This is a genomic window from Peribacillus asahii, from assembly GCF_003570725.1.
GTDB classification, from domain to species: Bacteria; Bacillota; Bacilli; order Bacillales; family DSM-1321; genus Peribacillus; species Peribacillus asahii.
The window spans coordinates 242839-262688 of the sequence record NZ_QWVS01000002.1; the positions used below are offsets into that span (position 1 = coordinate 242839).

The window sequence follows — 19850 nt, forward strand, 5'->3', positions numbered from 1 at the left end:
AAAATGATTTACAATAACCATCTATTAGACTTGGAGGCTTCCCTTAGTTATTTCTCTGAAGCAGCACGTAAAAATCCTTTAATAGCTTCAATCATACCTGCATTTTCTTCTTGAGAGCCAACCGTTACACGCAAGCTAGTTGGGAAACCAAATGATTTACCAGAACGAGCAATAAAACCACGCTTAAGTAAGTATTGGAAAATTTCATCCGCATCTTGTTCAAAATGCAAGAAAATAAAGTTCCCTTGTGAAGGGTAATATGATACATTTTCCTGTTCACAGAATTGATAATACTGCTCCATACCTTTTCGATTTTCCGCACGACATGTTTCTAGAAATTCTTGGTCAGAAAGAGCCGCAACAGCCGCTACTTGCCCTAATGTATTAACATTGAATGGCTCACGTGAAGGCTCTAATCTTTGAATAATCTCTTCACAAGCGATTCCATACCCTACGCGAAGACTTGCCAAACCATAAGCTTTTGAGAAAGTACGTAGCACAATAATATTTTTATATGTATTATGCCAATGATTTGTTCGTGGATAATCCTCTGCCACAGCATATTCAGAATATGCTTCGTCTAACACAACAAGTACATCTTCAGGTACTTGATCTAAGAAAGAACGCAGCTTTTGTTCTGGAATATACTTTCCTGTTGGATTATTTGGTGTACATACCCAAACGACAGCCGTATTTTCATCAATAGCTGCAAGCATAGCATCTAAATCATGGTCGCCATCCACATGAGGTACTTCACGTACTTCTGCACCTTCAAGAGTTGCATTATGACGATATTGTGAGAATGTTCCTGTAGCAGCTACTGTATTTTTCCCCGGTCCAAGTAAGCTTCGTGAAATAATTTGGATATTTTCATCTGACCCATTTCCAAAAATAAGCTCTGTTTCTTTAACCCCAGTATGCTTAGCAACTGCTGAACGAAGCACAGTTGCATAGCCATCGGGATAAATGGCAAAAGAATTACTAAATTCTTGAATACTTTTCTTTACTTGTTCTGAACAACCAAAAGGGTTTTCATTAGAAGCTAATTTCACAATTTTTTCAAGTCCGTATTGACGTTTTACTTCATCTGTTGATTTACCAGGTTGGTAAGGCTTTAAAGAAAGCACTGCCTTATTCCATTTCATTACACTCACCTCTATAAAATAATTATTCCGCTAAATCTGGTCGCAACACTTTTGCACCAGCTTGATAAATATGTTGAATCTCTCGTTGAGATTTCGTCGTATTAACATGCAACATTACTCGAATACAAGATGTTAAGGCCCCTTCGACTGCAATTTCAGCCATACAAGTAACAGGAACATATCTCCAGCCTTCTATATTTCGTAACGCCTTTGCTGGGAAGACAGAGCTAATGTCATCCGTTGCAGAAAAAAATACAGAAGCAACCATCTCAGGGTCAATATCATTTGCTGCAATCATCTCAGCCATTAACTCTTCAACCGCGGCCATTACTTCAGTTTCTGTATCATGTTCGACCGTCGTTGCACCTCTTATCCCTCTAATCACCATTTCTCCGTCCTCTCCCATTATCTTTCGATGAAATTCGCCATTTCATTTAATAGGTCTTCATCCGCCATTTCTGCTAATAACGGTGCACCAACCTGTTCTAAAAGAACGAATGTCGCTGAATTGGTAACAGATTTTTTATCCGTTTTCATGAGCTGTAATAACTGCTCAATCTTCAGATGCTTCGGAATCGTTGTTCGGTACCCCAACGCTTGAACCCACTCCACAAAAGAATTGTACTCAAATACAAGCTGTTGCTTTTTCTGGCTCAGTTTAAGCGCGTATACCATCCCGATTAACACCGATTCACCATGTGTAAACTTGCCATACCCCATGGAGGCTTCTACTGCATGCCCGAGAGTGTGTCCAAAATTCAAATAGGCACGTACGCCATTTTCTTTCTCATCTTCTTCCACAACCGCTGCTTTAATCTCAATTCCTCTTTTAATCATCTTGAAGAATTGCTCATCGGTAATCTTCGTCAAATCTTGAATATTTGTCATTAACCAATGATAGAAGTCTCTATCCGCAATTAAGGAATGCTTAATCACTTCCGCAAAACCTGATCGTAATTCCTGCTCGGGTAATGTTGCAAGGAAGTTCAAATCATAAATGACCGCTTCCGGTTGAAAGAAAGCACCAATCATATTTTTACCAAGCGGATGATTAATCGCTACTTTCCCACCGACAGCACTATCATGAGCAAGCAATGTCGTTGGCACTTGAATAAACGGAATGCCTCTCATAAATGTAGCTGCAACAAAACCAGCAAGGTCACCGACAGCACCGCCTCCAAGAGCGATAATTAATGACTTTCGATTGAGTTGCTGTGATAAGCAATAACTTTGACATTCATAATACACATCAAATGTTTTCGCATATTCCCCTTGTGGAACAATATGTGTAAACACTTGTTTACCCGTAGCTGCCAGCACTGCTTGAACAGCTTCTAAGTGAAGTGTTGCCACTTTTTCATCCGTAATAATTAAAATTTTATTAGCTTTCGATACATGACTCTCGATGAAGTTCGGCAATGTATCGATTGCCTGTTTCCCAATAAATACTGGGTATTGCTTAGAGGATGTTTTAACCGTAATCGATTCCATGAATTAAAACTCCTTCACTTCTTCTCGATACGCTTTCAAATACTCTGCTAACTGATCAAAACGATCGGAAGGGAATTGATCTACAATCGCTGCTGCTAATTCCCATGCAACGACAGCTTCAGCCACTACTGCTGCTGCTGGTACGGCACAGCTATCTGAACGTTCAACGCTTGCTTCAAATACTTCTTTCGTATCAATGTCTACGCTTTTTAATGGCTTATACAGTGTTGGAATCGGCTTCATCACACCGCGGATAACAATTGGCATTCCTGTAGTCATTCCACCTTCAAAGCCGCCCAAACGGTTTGTTTTACGATAGTAGCCTTTTTCCTTATCCCATGCAATTTCATCATGCACTTCACTGCCGAAGCGATGCGCTGCCTCAAAGCCTAAACCAATTTCGACACCTTTAAAGGCGTTAATCCCGACGATAGCTGCTGCAAGCTTTGCATCTAGTTTTCGATCATAATGTACATAGCTTCCAACACCAACAGGCATTCCTTCGACAATTACTTCTACGATTCCACCAATAGAATCGCCTTTTTTCTTCGCATCATCGATTGCATCCATCATTTGTTGTTCTACTTCCTTATCAAAACAACGAACAGGCGATGCTTCTGTTACTTCTTGCAATTGTTGAATACTTTCATAAGGTGCTGGATTTGCCTTAATGCCTCCAATTTCTACTACATGTGAAGCTACTTCAATTCCCAGCAAAGATAATAATTTTTTGGCAACCGCTCCCGCAGCTACCCGAACTGTTGTTTCACGAGCTGATGAACGTTCTAATACATTTCGTAAATCGCGATGACCATATTTAATTCCACCATTCAGATCGGCATGACCTGGTCGTGGACGAGTAATTTTTCGTTTAATTTCTTCGGCTTCTTCTTCTGTAAGCCCTTCACTGCCCATAATTTTTGTCCAATGCTTCCAGTCATCGTTTTCAACGACTAAAGCAATGGGTGATCCAAGCGTATAGCCATGTCTCACTCCAGACGAAATAAACGCTGTGTCCTTTTCAATCTGCATTCTGCGGCCACGACCATGTCCTTTTTGGCGTCGTGCCAATTGTTCATTAATATCAACATTTTCAATCGGCATTCCTGCCGGCAATCCTTCAATAATTGTCGTCAGTTGTGGACCATGTGATTCCCCAGCTGTTAAATATCTCATTTGATTTGCCCCCTTTTAGCACTTTAAAGGATGTATGTATCAATATACCACAATTTTAAGAAAAGTGGGAATATGAAAGAAACAAAATGACTTTTGTTTTACGTCCTTATATTATTTTACACGTTATCGACTTTTTTCGATATATTTTAATCACGAACTCTCCTATCTTTTACGGAATATTAAGTCAATTACCTCCAAATGAACTGCTTCTAGCTTACCCTTCATACCTTTTTTTAACAAAAAAGATTCATTTAAACATCACTGTTAATTGCTAACTCATTTGATTAATGCTATTGCTTTAATATAAAACAAGGGATAAAGCACAATCACTAGAAGTCGATTAGCAGTTTCTATATATGACATGTTGATTTGTAGGAGATCACACGATTGCTTAACAATACCTCAAACAAAAAGGACCCTCCGTTTAAAACGGATATAGCCCTTTATCATTAAATCTTTTTATAGAAGAATGTATCAAGTGTTTCTAATTGATAGTTAATCGGATTAAAAATCTGCTCTGTACTCCCAACAAAAAACACGCCATCTTTCTTCAAAGCCGTACTAAATTTCTCATACAGCGTATTCTTTGCCTCTTCTGTAAAATAAATAAGTACATTGCGGCAAACAATTAAATCGTATCCCGTATCAAACCGGTCCGCAAGCAAATTATGTTTTTTAAACGTTACTGTTCGTTTAATTTCATCTGCTACTTTATAAAAGCCGCTGCCTTCTTGTGTAAAATATTTTTGCCTCATATTAGCGGGAACCTCTGCCAAGGAACGTTCAGGATACAAACCTAGCTTAGCCCGTGCAATCACATTCTCATCAATATCTGTCGCTAAAATATCAATTTGATGAAGCGGCATAAAATTAGATAAGATCATTGCAATCGTATAAGGCTCTTCTCCTGTCGAACAAGCCGCGCTCCAAATTTTTAATTTCTTTGAAGAAGCTAAAAGTGAAGGAAGAATTTTCTTTTCTAATACTTCCCATCGTTTTTGATTTCGATAAAACTCAGAAACATTAATCGTCATTCGATCTAAAAATTCATTCAATGCTTCACGATTAGACTGAATCACTCGAAAATATTCTTGAAACGACTTGCATCCCTTTTTTTCGTAAAGAGAAGTAAGTCTTCGCTTCATCTGCCCTTCCTTATATAAGGAAAGATCAACTCCTGTTAGTCTTTTGATATTTTGAGTAAATTCTTCATACCCTTGAGGCATCGCTCCGACCCCTTCATCTATTTTTATGTATACTATTCATTGTATATATCGGCTTAAAGATACAAACCTTTACTAATTTAAATAAAATCAAGTGCCAAAAGACATAAAAAAACAGGTTTTTCGTTTAAAACGAAAAACCTGTTTGATTGCCATACATTGAATTAGTATACCCACTCGCTGATTAATTTAGAGTATTCTACTACTTCTTCTTCTTTGAAGAATAAACCAATTTCACGTACTGCGCTTTCTGGTGAATCAGAACCGTGAATAATGTTTTTACCAACAGTTGCTGCAAAATCACCACGGATTGTTGCTGGAGCAGCATCTTTAGGGTTTGTAGCACCCATCATTTGACGAGCTGTTGCGATAACATTTTCACCTTCCCATACCATTGCAAATACTGGACCTGATGTAATGAAATCAACTAGTTCGCCGAAGAAAGGACGCTCTTTATGCTCACCGTAATGTTGCTCAGCTAATTCTTGAGAAATTTGCATTAATTTAGCTCCTACAAGTTGGAAGCCTTTCTTTTCAAAACGAGAAACGATTTCTCCGATTAGATTACGTTGTACGCCGTCAGGCTTTACCATTAAAAATGTTCTTTCCATTATAGTCACTCCTACTATGTATCAAAATTATTTGCCTTTTTCAGGCAATCACCTAGAAATCTTATCATCATTTGTTAAGTTTCGCAACTCTAAGTATAAAAAACCTCTAGAACTTTCTTTTTCCAATGTTTTGCGCAATTTGAGACAGTGTTTTTCGAGCTTTATTAGAAGGTAACTCTTCTAATTCTCTAAAAGCCTTTTCCAAATATTGATCACTGATCCTTGTCGCTTGTTCGATGGCTCCGGATGCTTTAATAGCCTGAATAATTGCCCCCATATCTTCCTTCAACATTTCCTCATGCACCGTTTTGATGATTTCCTTTAAAGCAGGATTTTTCATCGCAATTAATACAGGTAATGTAATATTTCCTTGAAGCAAGTCACTGCCTGCAGGTTTTCCAAGCTCTGCTTCTGAAGCGGTAAAGTCTAAGATATCATCCATGATTTGATAACTCATTCCGACATAATAACCAAACCTAAACAGCCTTCTTTGTATCCTTTCATCGGCTCCTGTAGCAATAGCTCCTAATTGACAACTAGAGGCAATCAATAAAGCTGTTTTGCGTTTGATTCTTCTAAAATAAATCCGCCAATTTTGTTCGAAATTAAATTTGTCCTTAATTTGTTCAATTTCCCCTAGACATAGTTCAACCATAGTATTCGCTAAAATCTGATGTGCTCGTGGATTGTTAATCTCGCTCATCATTTCAAGTGCCCTCGCAAAAATATAATCCCCCGTATACATAGCAACACGATTGTCCCATTTAGACTTAATCGTCGCAGATCCGCGACGTAAATCGGCATCGTCAACAACATCGTCATGCACTAATGAAGCGGTATGAATCAACTCCAGCGTCGCTGCTACATGCTTTACAACATGAATATCATAATCGCCAAACCTTGCAGCTAGCAATACAAACACAGGCCGAATTCGCTTCCCTCCCGATTGCAGCAAGTGAAGGGAGGCCTCTGTCAAAACACTTGAATCGGCATGAATAGCAGCTTCCAATTCTTTTTCAACTAATTGTAAATCAGAATTTAAAAACGAATACTTCAATTTATATTTCATACATTCCACCCAGCTTTGTTCATTGCTAACATGCTCAATTTGGTTTAATCCCGAAATGAGTTGCCGCTACTCCGCCGGTATGAGCCTTATAACTCACTTGCTCAAAACCAGCTTGCTTGAACATGTTTTCAAGCTCTTTCATCCCTGGGAAATCTCGGGCTGATTCTTGCAACCATGAATATTCATTATAACTTTTAGCGAATATTTTCCCAAACATCGGCATAATAAAACGGAAATAAAAAGAGAATAATTGCTTGAAGCCAAATAAAGTTGGATGAGATGTTTCCAGACATACCCCCATCCCCCCTGGCTTTAATACTCTATTCATTTCTTTTAAAACTTGCATATAATCCGGTACATTTCGAAGTCCAAAACCGATGGTCACGTAATCAAAACTATTATCAGGAAATGGAAGCTCCATCGCATTCCCATGCAATAATGTGACTTGATCAAGCTTACGTTTTTGTACTTTTTCTTTACCAATCTTCAGCATATTTTTACTAAAATCTAAGCCATATACTTCCCCTGTTTCTCCAACCGCTTCAGCAAGTGCAATCGTCCAATCTGCTGTTCCGCAGCAAAGATCGAGCGCCTTAGCCCCTTTAGGAACCTTCATCTTATTCATTGTCGCTTTTCGCCACTTAACATGTTGTTGAAAGCTAATGACTGAATTCATCGTGTCATAATTGTCATAAATTTTCTCAAATACATGATGAACTTTTTGCTCTTTAGACTGTTCCATCGCTCACCCTTCTTTCACATATGAATTTACTTTAAGCTCTGTAAACGATAACATGTCATCCATCCGCTGATGAAGTTCCACATTAGCTAAAGAAAGTTCACCTTTTGACTGTTTGACAGACTGTATCGCATACTCAATACAAGAATCCATCGTATTTTCCACTTGTAATAGTTGTTCTTTAGAAAGTTCTACTTCCATTGCTATATGAGGGAATAAAATGAGGCGTATCCCTTCTACAAGAAGAGATTGTCCTGTTTCCCGATACTGCTCTTTTTCTCGATGCAATCGTTTTAATAACAGCAGATTCTCTGCCCCATCCATCCAAACAGGTTTTTGATAATATTCCGCTATTTTATAAATTAACGAAGCTTCTACTGCCCGGAAGCTATTGAGCAAATCAGGGATGTTATTTAGCGTGTATTGATATAAAAGAATTTTATGATCATTGATTTTTTTGACAGCGCTCGATAGCGCACGAATCATATTAATATTTCCCACTTCCGCCAGCACTTGATAATACAGCCCACTGTAATAATCCCCAGCAAGAACTGTTAATTGACGATTCTTAAGTAAACCCGGACTCCCCATTACATTTGTATTCGATACCTTTTCATGCGTATCTAGCGCAATTTGAACAAGCATCGTCGACAGCATATAATGATTCCGTTCATTGTCTGGAATCTCCAATTCGTTAAACAAGCCCCACAGTAACAGCAGCTTATCTTCATCAACAAATGGCTCTTCTATATATTTTTGTAAATAAGAATGATGGGCTTTTGTTTTGATTAATTGCCGTAATTCCTTTACATCATTTATTATGTTTAACAATCGAGATCACCCTGCATCCCCGAATGATAATTTTAAATGCATTCCCGCCTCTGCCCTAATAAGCCAGCAAGGAGTATTCTACTAAGTAAAGCACACAGCCTATGAAAGGAAATTGTTCATCCTGTTCTTTTCATAAAGGCCGACGCAAAAATTCATTACTCGTCTAATCTGTACATTTTGTATAAAACACACACCATTATACCATAAAAACAATCAGATGGAATGCCTCTATACTGTAATAACTAAACTTTCGTCACGAATCAAACGATAAATGGTGTACAAGTACTCAGGATTAAATTATCCTTTTTTAGACTCACTCTCTACTTCTCCATAAGCTGTATAAATTTTAGCAGCCCCTCTAACTTTAATAGCTGAGGTATGCTCCGTAAATTGAGCAATCATTACTTCTCCAGAATCTAATTTTTCAGAATGATGAAATTTAGTATCGGTCCCTCTTGTTAACCCGATGACATTCACACTATCTTCCAAAGCTTTAATAACTACAAATTCATTAATCGTTTTATTTTCCATACTTTTATCCTCTCCACTTTATCACTCTTTAATAAAGGCTAATACTTCCGTGCGCATTCGATAGTCTTCTGCAAATATTCCTCTTACAGCGGATGTAACCGTTTTCGAACCAGGCTTTTTCACCCCGCGCATTGTCATACACATATGTTCCGCTTCAATAACGACCATTGCACCGTGCGGTTCAAGTTTATCCATAATCGCGTCAACAACTGTTGCTGTAATTCGCTCTTGAAGTTGCGGACGTCTGCACACCGCTTCTACAGCACGCGCTAATTTACTCAATCCTGTCACTCGTCCATTTCTCGGAATGTATGCAACATGGGCTTTTCCGTAAAAAGGAACTAAATGATGCTCACATACTGAGTAAAAAGGAATATCTTTCACAAGCACAAGTTCCTCATGATCTTCTCCAAAGACCGTTTCGAAACATTCTTTCGGATCCTGTCTTAACCCCGAGAAAATTTCTTCATACATTCGCGCTACTCGCTGTGGAGTATCGAGTAAACCTTCTCGCTCCGGATCTTCCCCAACTGCTTCCAAAATCATCTTCACTGCTTCTTCAATTTTGGCATGATTCACATTTGCCATTACTTTTCCTCCTAATACGCCCATGAATTTTTTATATGATTAGCATTTATCAATTGGCTGCATAGAATTCCTTTCGACACTGCTGACAAGTTTAAATCCATCGTATAAGTACAACCCTGTTCCTCTGACTAAACAAAAGGCCAAAGGTAAACCGTGTACTGCGTACGTAAATAGAAAATCTGAAGGTAGCCTACAGATTATAAACGAAAACTAACAAATAAGTTTATACTTTCTTTTACACCATCTTTTATCTTATCATACATAGAAAATAAGAAGCAAAAAAAGGGACCGCGTTTGCACGCGGTCCCTTTTCACGGTAAGCACCCGTATGTATAATTTTACTTTACAGCATCTTTCAGTGCCTTACCAGGTTTGAAAGCTGGCACTTTACTAGCTGCAATTTCAATTTCTTCACCCGTTTGTGGATTACGACCTTTACGAGCCGCACGTTCACGTACTTCAAAGTTTCCAAAACCGATTAGTTGAACTTTATCTCCACTTTTTAAAGCTTCTAAGATTGTATCAAAAACAGCATCAACAGCTTTTGTAGCATCTTTCTTAGAAATTTCAGTTGCTGCTACAACTTCATTAATTAGTTCTGTTTTGTTCATGCCATTCACCTCCTCCCAAAAAGGATCTTTATAAAAAATCATTATTACAACGACATAATAGTGATTTGTTACCCGTTCTAAATAGATTATATATTCCCTTAAAGCTCAAACTGCATACTAGGGGATTTTTGGTTAAACTCCATAAAAATTATTTATGCTAACTATTTAAAACTAGCCGAAATCGCTGTTATAACGCGTTTTCTGTATGTAGATTATCACAAATCCTATTTGCTTAGCAAGGAAATTCAAAAAATAATGGGAATCTTTTCATGAGTATAATCTTTTATAGAAAAAAAGAGTGAAAATCTGATTAAATTCACGTTTTTTCTACAATAAATGCACTTATCTTTTAAATATATAACTTTATAAATATATATTCGATTTCTTGATGACTTTTTTAATAAAAAGCTTCTGTTGGCGCTGTTGATTTATAGTTCATTAATATAAGACCGTGTTATTAAATAATAAAGCAAGAAAAAAGACCATTCCCTAAGGAGTGGCCTAACACACTGTATAAAACGAAATGGATGGACTATAAAATAATAGCAATTAAACCGCCCGATCCTTCATTAATAATCCGTTCCAAGGTCTCTTTTAATTTATAACGGGCATTTTCAGGCATCATTGCCAGCTTTGCCTGAATTCCTTCGCGAACAATGGAGCTTAAGTTCCGACCAAAAATTTCAGAATTCCAAATAGACAATGGGTTTTCTTCAAAATCCTGCATTAAATAACGAACTAACTCCTCACTCTGTTTCTCTGTACCGATAATTGGAGCAAACTCCGATTCGACATCTACTTTAATCATATGAATAGATGGTGCTACTGCCTTTAAGCGTACACCAAACCGAGAACCTTGGCGAATAATTTCCGGCTCATCAAGACTCATATCATGCAATGAAGGAGCGGCTACCCCATAACCCGTATGCTTTACCATTTTAAGGGCTTCTGCGACTTGGTCATATTCTGCTTTTGCATGAGCAAACTCCTGCATTAAAGCTAGCAAATGATCTTTCCCTCTAATTTCAACTCCGACAATTTCCTTCAAAATATCATCATATAATTCCTCTGGAGCATATAAATCAATTTCGGCTACTCCCTGCCCCATCTCAATTCCTGCTAGGGCCGCATGATCAATGAATTCAAATTCATTAAAATGGCCAACAACACGGTCTACATCGCGAAGTCTTTTAATATCCTTCACCGTTTCTTTAACGGCTTCTTGATAGCTTTCACGCAGCCAATGATTTTCTTTTAAGACCATTACCCAGCTAGGCAAATTGACATTCACTTCGAGTACAGGAAATTCATATAATGCTTCACGTAAAACATTTAATACATCTGATTCACGCATGCTCTCGACGCTCATGGCAAGTACAGGAATATCATATTTTTCTTGAAGCGACTCTCTGAGTAACTCGGTGTCCGGATGATGCGGTTGTACAGAGTTGATAATCATAATAAATGGCTTACCAACTTCCTTTAGCTCCTCGATGACCCGTTCCTCTGCCTCTAAATAATCGCTACGCGGAATTTCACCAATCGTTCCATCTGTCGTCACAACAACCCCTAGTGTAGAATGATCTTGAATAACTTTACGTGTGCCAATTTCCGCTGCCTCGTGAAAAGGAATTGGCTCCTCATACCACGGCGTATGAATCATTCTTGGCCCATTCTCATCCTCATAACCTTTAGCCCCTGGTACGGTATACCCTACGCAATCGACAAGACGGATATTAACGTCAAGCCCCTCGGCAACATGAATAGAAGCGGCCTGATTCGGAACAAATTTTGGCTCTGTTGTCATAATCGTCTTTCCAGCTGCACTTTGAGGCAATTCATCCTGTGCTCTAGCACGATCCGCTTCTGTCGCTATATTAGGAAGGACGACAAGTTCCATAAACTTTTTAATAAATGTCGATTTTCCGGTCCTCACAGCTCCAACAATTCCTAAATAAATATCACCGCCTGTACGCTCAGCAATATCTTTAAAAATATCTACCTTTTCCAAGGTATCCCCTCCCGAAATTAGCGTTTTGGGATCTCATTTATCCACTTTCATTTATATTGGATAGTCCATATCTATGATGTTGTCCTAAAAAATTATTCCGGTTATTTTGAACTTCTTATCCCTTCCCCCTGCATGTATATAAGAATTGTTATTTTAATAGTTAAGAAGAATGAAAATAACCCTTCCCCTACAATATATTTTGCAGAGAAAAGGTTATGACAAATTTGTATGAAAAAATGTGAGCATATGATGGCAAAGAACGAAAGCGCAAACGACTTGGTTAACCCCAACAGCTGTTTGCGAACTTAGAAAAATCAATTCGCTCTTTCACTTCAGCAGATGAGCAAACCAAGATCTCAAGGACTAAGCTGCTTATTCTAGGTATCAAAACAGTAATTCACAATTCAATAATTTTATAATCTCCTAAATAAGATTGGAACACAGTTTATCCTTACTGTCTTAAGTATAATCAAACCAAAAGCTTGTCTACAACTATTGTTCAAGAAATACTGGTGTTGTTCGTTCTTGATTTATTGTGTAAGCAAGAGAGTACGCTGGGACAAAATCACTTGTTTCCACTAAAATTTCACGAATGTCATCCCCTTGCTTCACCTCTCCTTCATACTTTTGCAATGCCTCATATAAATCAGGAGTATAATCGACATAAATCTCTCCTTCTCCATCAACAATAAGAGAAAGTTCTTTTTGTGAAAAAGGACTTGTCACAGTAGGTGCTTCTTTCAATCCTAACTTTTCATAATCTAGCGTAAAAACGTGGTTCGCTAACCGTTCTTTAAACGGAGGATAACCATTTGCTTGTCGATATGCATTTAAGCGCAAAGTTAAGTCTTGTATTTTTTGAGCGACACGAACATCTAATAATTTCACAGTCGGGTCGTTTTCTACATTCACTAATACATATTGAAAAAAGCCACCAGACTCATAAGCATTTTCCGGAAACTCCGCCATATACTTTGGCGAAAGCTTTGAAAAATCTATCACATATTTATGATAAATCGGTGTTTTTGCATCTTTCGTGTCAATCGGCAAAATGCCCTGTTCAGCTTCTTGAAATTGATCAACTGCACTTTGGACCATGTCAATCTGCGCTTTATAAGGAACTTGACTTTTTAATTTTTCTGCTTGAGGGTATAAACATCCTCCTAAAAGAAAGGAAATACTAATTACTACTATCAATTGTACAAAAATTCTCATCCTCATCGCCTCGCAATCAACCAGTAGGTCCACTCACTACTACTACAAAAATAATAAAACCAGCTAAAAGCATACATGTATAAGCAATGACCGCTGCAAGTCCCTTCCAAATACCTTTTAATTTATAACGACTAACATAAATAAATAAAAGGGAAATAAACATAAAACCCATTCCAGCAAATGAAATCCACATTTTTTGCAATCCAGGCGTCATCCAAATACCACCCCTTTTCCTATTTCATTATACCATATACTGTAAAATAATTGGATAAATGAGTCCTCCTCCTGTACGAAATAAACTAAAAATCAAAGTTTTACCAACCACCATTTAACCAAAAAAACAGAAGATATTTAAAATATCTTCTGTCATTTGACTAAACGCCCCCATACCGAGGTCAAATTACTAGTTTATTATCGTTGCATTGTATGCATATAAACAAAAAGTGGTCTCCTCAAATGCCCATTTTCAGAAAATTCTTTTATTTATACACTAAAACAATGTATGACTATTGTTGTCTGCTATCTAAAATATTAAATAATTCTTCCATTTCACTCGTTTTCATACGTGTCATCAATTGATCAACAGCGCCCTTTAAATCTTGTCCATTGAAAAGCACGCCATAAAGAGCTTCCGTAATTGGCATATTTACTTCATATTTCTTCGCAAGCTGATAAGCAGCTTTAGTCGTCCTGACACCTTCAACAACCATTCCCATATTATCGAGCACATCTTGAAGATTTTGACCTTTTCCTAGCATGTTCCCCGCTCTCCAGTTACGCGAGTGAACGCTTGTACATGTCACAATCAAATCACCGATACCCGTCAGTCCAGAAAATGTCAAAGGGTTCGCTCCCATCGCCGTTCCAAGTCTTGAAATTTCAGCAAGACCACGCGTAATCAAAGCAGCCTTGGCATTATCTCCATAACCAAGTCCATCTGTAATCCCGGCAGCTAATGCAATAATATTTTTTAACGCTCCGCCGATCTCGACTCCAATCAAGTCAGGATTTGTATAGACTCGGAAATGATGATTCATAAATAAATCTTGTACTTTTTCAGCTGCTTTCATATTTTTCGAAGAAACGGTAACCGTTGTCGGATGTCGTAAACTGACTTCTTCTGCATGACTCGGTCCGGAAAGTACAACGACATCTTTCAGCCAGGTTGGCGAAGCATTTTCTTCAATCATTTCAGAAATACGCAATAACGTATCGGGCTCAATCCCTTTACTCACATGTACAATTGTAAGCGGCTGTTTCGCCAAAACAGCAATGTTCCCCAGCACTTCACGATACGCCTTCGTCGGAACAGCTAAAATAATGGTCTCTATTCCCTCTAATGCTTCCTCTAAAGAAAAATAGCCTTTTATCGCTTCGGAAAGTTGGATACCTGGTAAATATTTTTCATTTATATGGAACTGATTAATTTCATCAATCTGCTTCTGATTATGTCCCCATAACCTAACTTCATGCTGATTATCAGCCAAAACTATAGCTAAAGCTGTCCCCCAACTTCCAGCCCCAATCACCGCAATACTTTCTTTCACCATTGTAAGCATCGCCCTTTCTATTTTCTTTGGCGTCCAAAAATTCGAATCGGTGTACCTTCAAAATCAAAGGCCTCACGAATTCGATTTTCTAAAAATCTCTCATAAGAGAAATGCAATAGTTCGGGATCATTGACAAATACAACAAATGTCGGTGGTTTAATGGCCACTTGAGTCGTGTAATAAATTTTCAAACGACTGCCATTATGTGTCGGTGTTGGATTCATAGCCACCGCGTCCATAATTACTTCATTTAACACATTCGTTTGAACACGAAGAGCATGATTTTCACTTACTCGATCAATAATTGGTACTAATGTATGGGTTCTTTTTTTAGTTAATGCTGATAAATAAACAATCGGAGCATAATCCAAGAATAAGAAATGAGCACGAATATTTTCTTCAAATTCCTTCATCGTCTTCTCATTTTTTTCAATTGCATCCCATTTGTTCACAACAATAATGACAGCTCTTCCAGATTCATGTGCATAACCAGCGATTTTCTTATCTTGCTCACGAATCCCTTCCTCTGCATTCAATACAACAAGAACAACATCGGAGCGTTCGATTGCTCTTAATGCACGCAAAACGCTATATTTCTCTGTGCTTTCGTACACTTTCCCTTTTTTTCGCATCCCTGCTGTATCAATAATGACATATTCTTTCCCATTATATGTATAAGGAGAATCAATCGCATCCCGTGTCGTTCCTTCAATATCACTAACAATAACACGTTCTTCACCTAACAAGGCATTGACAAGAGAGGATTTCCCAACATTTGGACGACCGATTAAACTAAATTTAATTACGTCTTCTCCGTATTCTTCTCCAGTATATTTCGGGAAATATTCCGCTACTTTATCAAGTAAATCGCCTAAACCTAAGCCGTGTGATCCAGAAATCGGATACGGGTCGCCAAAACCTAATGAATAGAAATCCCAAATTTGCTCTCGCATCTCTGGATTATCAACTTTATTCACTGCCAGCACGACAGGTTTTTTTGATTTATATAAAATCTTCGCTACTTCTTCATCAGCAGCTGTAACACCTTCACGCCCATTCGTCATAAAAATGATTACATCTGCTTCATCAATAGCAATTTCAGCCTGTTGACGAATTTGTTCGAGGAATGGCTCATCACCAATATCAATTCCTCCTGTATCAATAATGTTAAAATCATATGTCAGCCACTCACCTGAACTGTAGATTCGATCCCTTGTAACACCTGGGATATCTTCTACAATCGAGACGCGCTCGCCAACAATTCTATTGAAGATTGTTGATTTTCCTACATTTGGACGACCAACAATTGCAACAACCGGTTTCGGCATTGCTTTTCACCCTTTCTCATCTGTATCTCTGTATAAAGCGAAACTGTATTCATTAGGAAACGCCCATTAAGTGTTAGTTGAATTAATCAGACCTTTACAAGCAGTTGTTCCTCACTCCCTCTTCGTCTTAACTAGGGACTGACTGCTTATTAATGGACAATCAAACGATGAAATTCATATATGTCTTGCAAATAACTTCTTTACATAACATTCTTAACTTCCATGGACTATATCCAATGAAAAACGACTCAAAACGAAGACAGCTTGCCAATTGACAAGCCTACAAGCAGAAGCTAAAGAATAACTATATTTAAGTTTGTTCTATATCATCTAATTTAAGCCTTTTATCCACTAACTATCCTATAGTATCAAATTTTTCAATAATCAACAATGATTGTCTATCTAAAAGGCCGAAGATGAACGGTTTTTCGTACCTTATCCTTGTTTTTCCTTTAATAAAAATCTATTTTGAGAATGTGTATATAACAATGTAGTTATATACTCTAAACATACCCAAGCTAATTGGATAACTAATACGAAAGCAACACCGTCATGCCAAGCAAAGGAAAGAGCAGTGTAAGGCAAAGACTGATACTGCAATAAACCTGCAAAAAGACAATCACCCAATAACATGCCTAATACTAGAACGGCGATACGCAACTCCCACTCTTTTATGAGTAATAACACTAAGTAATTGAGAAAAATACCTTGTAAATATATCGGTTTTATAATGACCCAAATTGGATCAAGCAGAACAAATAATTGAAAACTTGCATAAGCTAACGCCAAAATAAAGCAACTGACTATGATCTCGATAGTTTTCCACAAATAAAACTTGCGCATCGCTATACATAGAACAATAAACATATACAGTCCACTTAATTGGACAGTGAACGTATATATGGTTAAATGATAGCGAGTTAACAAAAGGACGGCTAACAGGTGAAATAATAAAGCAAGTCGAAAAGGCACCGCTTTTGGAACAAAAAACATCACACATACCCAAACCATCCACATAATCCAATAAAAAAATAAACCATCCAACGGCGAGCACCTCCCTGCATACCATTATGGCTCGTTTTCCAATCGGATAAACCTTAAATCAAGCTAAATTCTATCCGTTATCTTTAAGGAATAAAAAAATAAGATTTAGTTATCTTACAAAGAGGAGGTGTTTTACGTGGGTAAAGATCGCCAAGAGAAAAAATTAAAACAAAGCCGCCGCGTTGAATCCGACCGTGATCAATCGCTGCACTATTCCGGTTCAACTAGGTTAGAAAGTCCAGAGGAATCTAGGAAAAGAAATGAACATTAATAGAATGTAGAGCTCCTTAGTCATTCCATCAAGCGTTGAAAGCTAGAAAGTGAAGTACTGATGCAAGTTTCACTTTATCAGGCTGAATCAAAGCAGCTTGAGAGGCTAGACAAAGTAAAGAAGCAAAGATTAAACTCTTTGCTTCTTTACTTTGCATATATTGAGCAGTCAACTCCTCTTTGAGTTAACCAATGATACGTTTTCCCTGAAATCACTAATTTCACTTGTTGCAATTCTTCAATTGTAGCGGCTCCAAGAGCAGTCATCATATATGTTAGCTCTTCTTGTAGATTCGTAATCTCTGTAATTAAGCCACAAACCCCTTGTTCTTTATACACTTTCAAAAAATAACCCGCTAATCCTACACTGTTTGCTCCGAGCGCCATACTTTTAACTATATCTAATGAAGTTTGCACCCCTCCAGAAGCAATAACAAAAAGATCTTTTGATAAAGAAACAGCTTCTACAATCGATGCTGCAGTAGGAATTCCCCAATCATTAAAATAGTTCAACACTTTCGTTCGTCGTTCATTCTCAATTTTAGCAAAATTTGTCCCTCCAAAACCTCCAACATCAACAATCGACACTCCAACTGAGGCAAGTTGCGCAACCGTTTCTTTACTCATTCCAAAACCAACTTCTTTCACAATAACAGGAACATGAAGCCTTTTACTAATCTCTTCAATATTTGCAAGTGACTTGGAGAAATCTCGATCTCCTTCAGGCATCGTTAACTCTTGAATCACATTAAGGTGAAGTTGCAGAGCATCCGCTTCTAACATATCACAAGCTCGTAAAGCCTGTTCAACTGTCGCCTCAACCCCAACGTTTCCAATAATGATTCCCTTCGGATTTTCTTTTCTAACAATAGCATAAGATGCCAATTGACGAGCATCACGAATCGCAGACATTTGCGAGCCAACTGCCATAGCGATATTCGTTTCTTTTGCCACTATCGCTAAATCTCGATTAATCTCTTCCGTTGTTTTCCCGCCGCCTCCAGTCATTGCATTGATAAAAATGGGCGAACTTAATTGAAGTTCGCCCATTTTCGTAGCAAGATTCACCTGCTCAAGTGCAATGCCTGGTAAACTTTGGTGAACAAACGAAATATCATCAAATCCTGTTAAGCCTAGTTGACCTGTTTGTAATGCGTACTGGATATGATCTAATTTTCGTTTAGCTCTTTCCAAGGCTATCACCATCTACTTATTTTAATTTCTTCAGTTGATCTCCAATCATCTCTCCTAGTTGAAATCCTTTTGATTCCTCAGGTAATTCATAATCAGAAATAGTTTGCGTTTTCGGTGTTTCTAATTCTTTAATACTTAACGATAAACGTTGTTCTGCTTCATTCACATCAAGAACTTTCACTTGAACTGTTTGCCCTTCTTTTAATACTTCTTGAGGTGTAGCAATATGTTTAAAGGAGATTTGAGAGATATGAACAAGTCCTTCCACTCCAGGGAAAATTTCGACAAAAGCTCCGAATGAAACTAAACGCTTTACAACACCAGAATGAATCGAATCTTTTGGTGCTTTCTCAGCAACACCATTCCATGGCCCTGGAAGCGTTTCTTTAATAGATAGGGAGATTCTTTCATTATCACGGTCTACTGAAAGAACTTTAACTTGTACTTTATCCCCTTCAGTAACAACATCTGTCGCCTTATCAACATGCTGATGCGAAAGCTGAGAAATATGAACTAAGCCGTCTACACCACCAATATCCACAAATGCACCAAAGTTTGTGATACGTTGAACTGTTCCTTCTAATACTTGTCCGCTATGAATCGTATCCAAGATTGTCAGCTTTTGCTTTGCCTTTTCTTCTTGAACAACAGCACGATGAGAAAGAATTAAACGATTTTTTTCTTTTTCTAGTTCAACAATTTTAAATGTTAATGTTTTATTTTTATAATCTGTGAAATCTTCAACGAAATAATCTTCTACAAGCGACGCAGGAACAAAACCTCTAACGCCTAAATCAACAACAAGGCCGCCCTTCACAACATCTTTTACTTCTGCTTCAAACACTTCGCCGCTTTCAAATTTCTTTTCAAGATCATCCCAAGCCTTTAACGCATCGACTTTTCTTTTTGAAAGAATAAGAGCTTCTTCTTCTACTTTAGTCACTTCAAGTTCAAGCTTATCTCCTACGGAAACAGCATCAGACGCCTTTTCAATATGAAGACTAGAAAGCTCACTAATCGGAATAATCCCTTGCGTTTGACCATCTTCAACATTAACAAGTACTTGTTTCTCTTCGACTTTTGTAACAACCGCTTTTACTTGATCCCCTACTTGGTACTTAACTTGATTCATCTCTTCTGTCATTACTAACTCCTCCTTAACCCATGACTGCTCAGCAGATTTTCTAATTATTTATTGGCTATATTGTTCTTTCATTGTTTCT

At 37.8% G+C, this 19850-nt stretch carries 21 protein-coding genes; 1 reads left to right on the forward strand and 20 read right to left on the reverse strand.

Annotated features, from left to right (window positions below; translation table 11 throughout):
- Nucleotides 1–47: 47 nt before the first annotated feature.
- The 18 genes from hisC to D1953_RS01400 form a co-directional block, all read right to left on the reverse strand.
- The gene (hisC, locus tag D1953_RS01315) at nt 48–1145 is read right to left on the reverse strand and encodes a histidinol-phosphate transaminase (RefSeq protein WP_119115342.1); all 1098 of its coding nucleotides are present in this window, start codon (nt 1143–1145) and stop codon (nt 48–50) included.
- 22 nt (nt 1146–1167) lie between these two features.
- Entirely contained in the window at nt 1168–1533 is a 366-nt protein-coding gene (gene aroH, locus D1953_RS01320) for a chorismate mutase (protein WP_119115343.1), read from the reverse strand.
- A gap of 17 nt (nt 1534–1550) precedes the next feature.
- Nucleotides 1551–2636 carry a 3-dehydroquinate synthase gene (aroB, locus tag D1953_RS01325; protein WP_119115344.1) on the reverse strand — a complete coding sequence of 362 codons (1086 nt, stop codon included), beginning with the start codon at nt 2634–2636 and terminating at the stop codon, nt 1551–1553.
- A 3-nt stretch (nt 2637–2639) separates the two neighbouring features.
- On the reverse strand, nt 2640–3812 hold the full coding sequence (aroC, locus tag D1953_RS01330; protein ID WP_119115345.1) for a chorismate synthase: 1173 nt from the start codon (nt 3810–3812) through the stop codon (nt 2640–2642).
- A 449-nt stretch (nt 3813–4261) separates the two neighbouring features.
- A complete protein-coding gene (locus D1953_RS01335) occupies nt 4262–5038 on the reverse strand; it encodes a CheR family methyltransferase (protein WP_119115346.1) in 777 nt (258 codons plus the stop codon).
- 161 nt (nt 5039–5199) lie between these two features.
- Nucleotides 5200–5646, reverse strand: coding sequence for a nucleoside-diphosphate kinase (gene ndk / locus D1953_RS01340; RefSeq protein WP_119115347.1), 447 nt, complete (start codon nt 5644–5646; stop codon nt 5200–5202).
- Nucleotides 5647–5752: 106 nt separating this feature from the next.
- Nucleotides 5753–6715: a heptaprenyl diphosphate synthase component II gene (gene hepT, locus D1953_RS01345; protein ID WP_119115348.1), complete on the reverse strand. Its 963-nt coding sequence runs from the start codon at nt 6713–6715 to the stop codon at nt 5753–5755.
- Nucleotides 6716–6749: 34 nt separating this feature from the next.
- Nucleotides 6750–7457 carry a demethylmenaquinone methyltransferase gene (locus D1953_RS01350; protein WP_119115349.1) on the reverse strand — a complete coding sequence of 236 codons (708 nt, stop codon included), beginning with the start codon at nt 7455–7457 and terminating at the stop codon, nt 6750–6752.
- Between the two features lie 3 nt (nt 7458–7460).
- Complete coding sequence (locus D1953_RS01355) at nt 7461–8285, reverse strand: heptaprenyl diphosphate synthase component 1 (protein WP_119115350.1); 825 nt, start codon at nt 8283–8285, stop codon at nt 7461–7463.
- Nucleotides 8286–8582: 297 nt separating this feature from the next.
- A complete protein-coding gene (gene mtrB, locus D1953_RS01360) occupies nt 8583–8816 on the reverse strand; it encodes a trp RNA-binding attenuation protein MtrB (RefSeq protein WP_119115351.1) in 234 nt (77 codons plus the stop codon).
- A gap of 21 nt (nt 8817–8837) precedes the next feature.
- The gene (gene folE, locus D1953_RS01365) at nt 8838–9404 is read right to left on the reverse strand and encodes a GTP cyclohydrolase I FolE (protein ID WP_119115352.1); all 567 of its coding nucleotides are present in this window, start codon (nt 9402–9404) and stop codon (nt 8838–8840) included.
- Between the two features lie 338 nt (nt 9405–9742).
- Nucleotides 9743–10015 (reverse strand): HU family DNA-binding protein, encoded by a 273-nt coding sequence (locus D1953_RS01370; protein WP_182480465.1) that lies wholly within the window; start codon nt 10013–10015, stop codon nt 9743–9745.
- A gap of 532 nt (nt 10016–10547) precedes the next feature.
- The gene (gene spoIVA, locus D1953_RS01375) at nt 10548–12026 is read right to left on the reverse strand and encodes a stage IV sporulation protein A (RefSeq protein WP_119115354.1); all 1479 of its coding nucleotides are present in this window, start codon (nt 12024–12026) and stop codon (nt 10548–10550) included.
- Between the two features lie 492 nt (nt 12027–12518).
- Nucleotides 12519–13241 carry a hypothetical protein gene (locus tag D1953_RS01380; protein WP_119115355.1) on the reverse strand — a complete coding sequence of 241 codons (723 nt, stop codon included), beginning with the start codon at nt 13239–13241 and terminating at the stop codon, nt 12519–12521.
- 16 nt (nt 13242–13257) lie between these two features.
- Entirely contained in the window at nt 13258–13455 is a 198-nt protein-coding gene (locus D1953_RS01385; RefSeq protein ID WP_119115356.1) for a DUF2768 domain-containing protein, read from the reverse strand.
- A 292-nt stretch (nt 13456–13747) separates the two neighbouring features.
- Nucleotides 13748–14791 (reverse strand): NAD(P)H-dependent glycerol-3-phosphate dehydrogenase, encoded by a 1044-nt coding sequence (locus D1953_RS01390; protein ID WP_119115357.1) that lies wholly within the window; start codon nt 14789–14791, stop codon nt 13748–13750.
- A 17-nt stretch (nt 14792–14808) separates the two neighbouring features.
- The gene (gene der / locus D1953_RS01395; protein ID WP_119115358.1) at nt 14809–16119 is read right to left on the reverse strand and encodes a ribosome biogenesis GTPase Der; all 1311 of its coding nucleotides are present in this window, start codon (nt 16117–16119) and stop codon (nt 14809–14811) included.
- A 435-nt stretch (nt 16120–16554) separates the two neighbouring features.
- Nucleotides 16555–17163: a YphA family membrane protein gene (locus D1953_RS01400; protein ID WP_119115359.1), complete on the reverse strand. Its 609-nt coding sequence runs from the start codon at nt 17161–17163 to the stop codon at nt 16555–16557.
- 136 nt (nt 17164–17299) lie between these two features.
- On the opposite strand from D1953_RS01400, the gene D1953_RS01405 reads away from it, so the two are divergent.
- A complete protein-coding gene (locus D1953_RS01405; protein ID WP_119115360.1) occupies nt 17300–17434 on the forward strand; it encodes a YpzI family protein in 135 nt (44 codons plus the stop codon).
- A gap of 146 nt (nt 17435–17580) precedes the next feature.
- On the opposite strand, the gene fni is transcribed toward D1953_RS01405, so the two are convergent.
- Both fni and rpsA read right to left on the reverse strand, forming a co-directional pair.
- The gene (gene fni / locus D1953_RS01410) at nt 17581–18627 is read right to left on the reverse strand and encodes a type 2 isopentenyl-diphosphate Delta-isomerase (protein ID WP_119115627.1); all 1047 of its coding nucleotides are present in this window, start codon (nt 18625–18627) and stop codon (nt 17581–17583) included.
- 16 nt (nt 18628–18643) lie between these two features.
- On the reverse strand, nt 18644–19771 hold the full coding sequence (gene rpsA / locus D1953_RS01415) for a 30S ribosomal protein S1 (RefSeq protein WP_119115361.1): 1128 nt from the start codon (nt 19769–19771) through the stop codon (nt 18644–18646).
- Nucleotides 19772–19850: the final 79 nt, after the last annotated feature.

Bases quoted from the DNA above. Each gene is read 5' to 3' on its own strand.
- hisC (WP_119115342.1), bottom strand. From the start codon at position 1,145: ATGAAATGGAATAAGGCAGTGCTTTCTTTAAAGCCTTACCAACCTGGT.
- aroH (WP_119115343.1), bottom strand. From the start codon at position 1,533: ATGGTGATTAGAGGGATAAGAGGTGCAACGACGGTCGAACATGATACA.
- aroB (WP_119115344.1), bottom strand. From the start codon at position 2,636: ATGGAATCGATTACGGTTAAAACATCCTCTAAGCAATACCCAGTATTT.
- aroC (WP_119115345.1), bottom strand. From the start codon at position 3,812: ATGAGATATTTAACAGCTGGGGAATCACATGGTCCACAACTGACGACA.
- D1953_RS01335 (WP_119115346.1), bottom strand. From the start codon at position 5,038: ATGCCTCAAGGGTATGAAGAATTTACTCAAAATATCAAAAGACTAACA.
- ndk (WP_119115347.1), bottom strand. From the start codon at position 5,646: ATGGAAAGAACATTTTTAATGGTAAAGCCTGACGGCGTACAACGTAAT.
- hepT (WP_119115348.1), bottom strand. From the start codon at position 6,715: ATGAAATATAAATTGAAGTATTCGTTTTTAAATTCTGATTTACAATTA.
- D1953_RS01350 (WP_119115349.1), bottom strand. From the start codon at position 7,457: ATGGAACAGTCTAAAGAGCAAAAAGTTCATCATGTATTTGAGAAAATT.
- mtrB (WP_119115351.1), bottom strand. From the start codon at position 8,816: ATGGAAAATAAAACGATTAATGAATTTGTAGTTATTAAAGCTTTGGAA.
- folE (WP_119115352.1), bottom strand. From the start codon at position 9,404: ATGGCAAATGTGAATCATGCCAAAATTGAAGAAGCAGTGAAGATGATT.
- D1953_RS01370 (WP_182480465.1), bottom strand. From the start codon at position 10,015: ATGAACAAAACAGAACTAATTAATGAAGTTGTAGCAGCAACTGAAATT.
- D1953_RS01380 (WP_119115355.1), bottom strand. From the start codon at position 13,241: ATGAGAATTTTTGTACAATTGATAGTAGTAATTAGTATTTCCTTTCTT.
- D1953_RS01385 (WP_119115356.1), bottom strand. From the start codon at position 13,455: ATGACGCCTGGATTGCAAAAAATGTGGATTTCATTTGCTGGAATGGGT.
- D1953_RS01390 (WP_119115357.1), bottom strand. From the start codon at position 14,791: ATGGTGAAAGAAAGTATTGCGGTGATTGGGGCTGGAAGTTGGGGGACA.
- der (WP_119115358.1), bottom strand. From the start codon at position 16,119: ATGCCGAAACCGGTTGTTGCAATTGTTGGTCGTCCAAATGTAGGAAAA.
- rpsA (WP_119115361.1), bottom strand. From the start codon at position 19,771: ATGACAGAAGAGATGAATCAAGTTAAGTACCAAGTAGGGGATCAAGTA.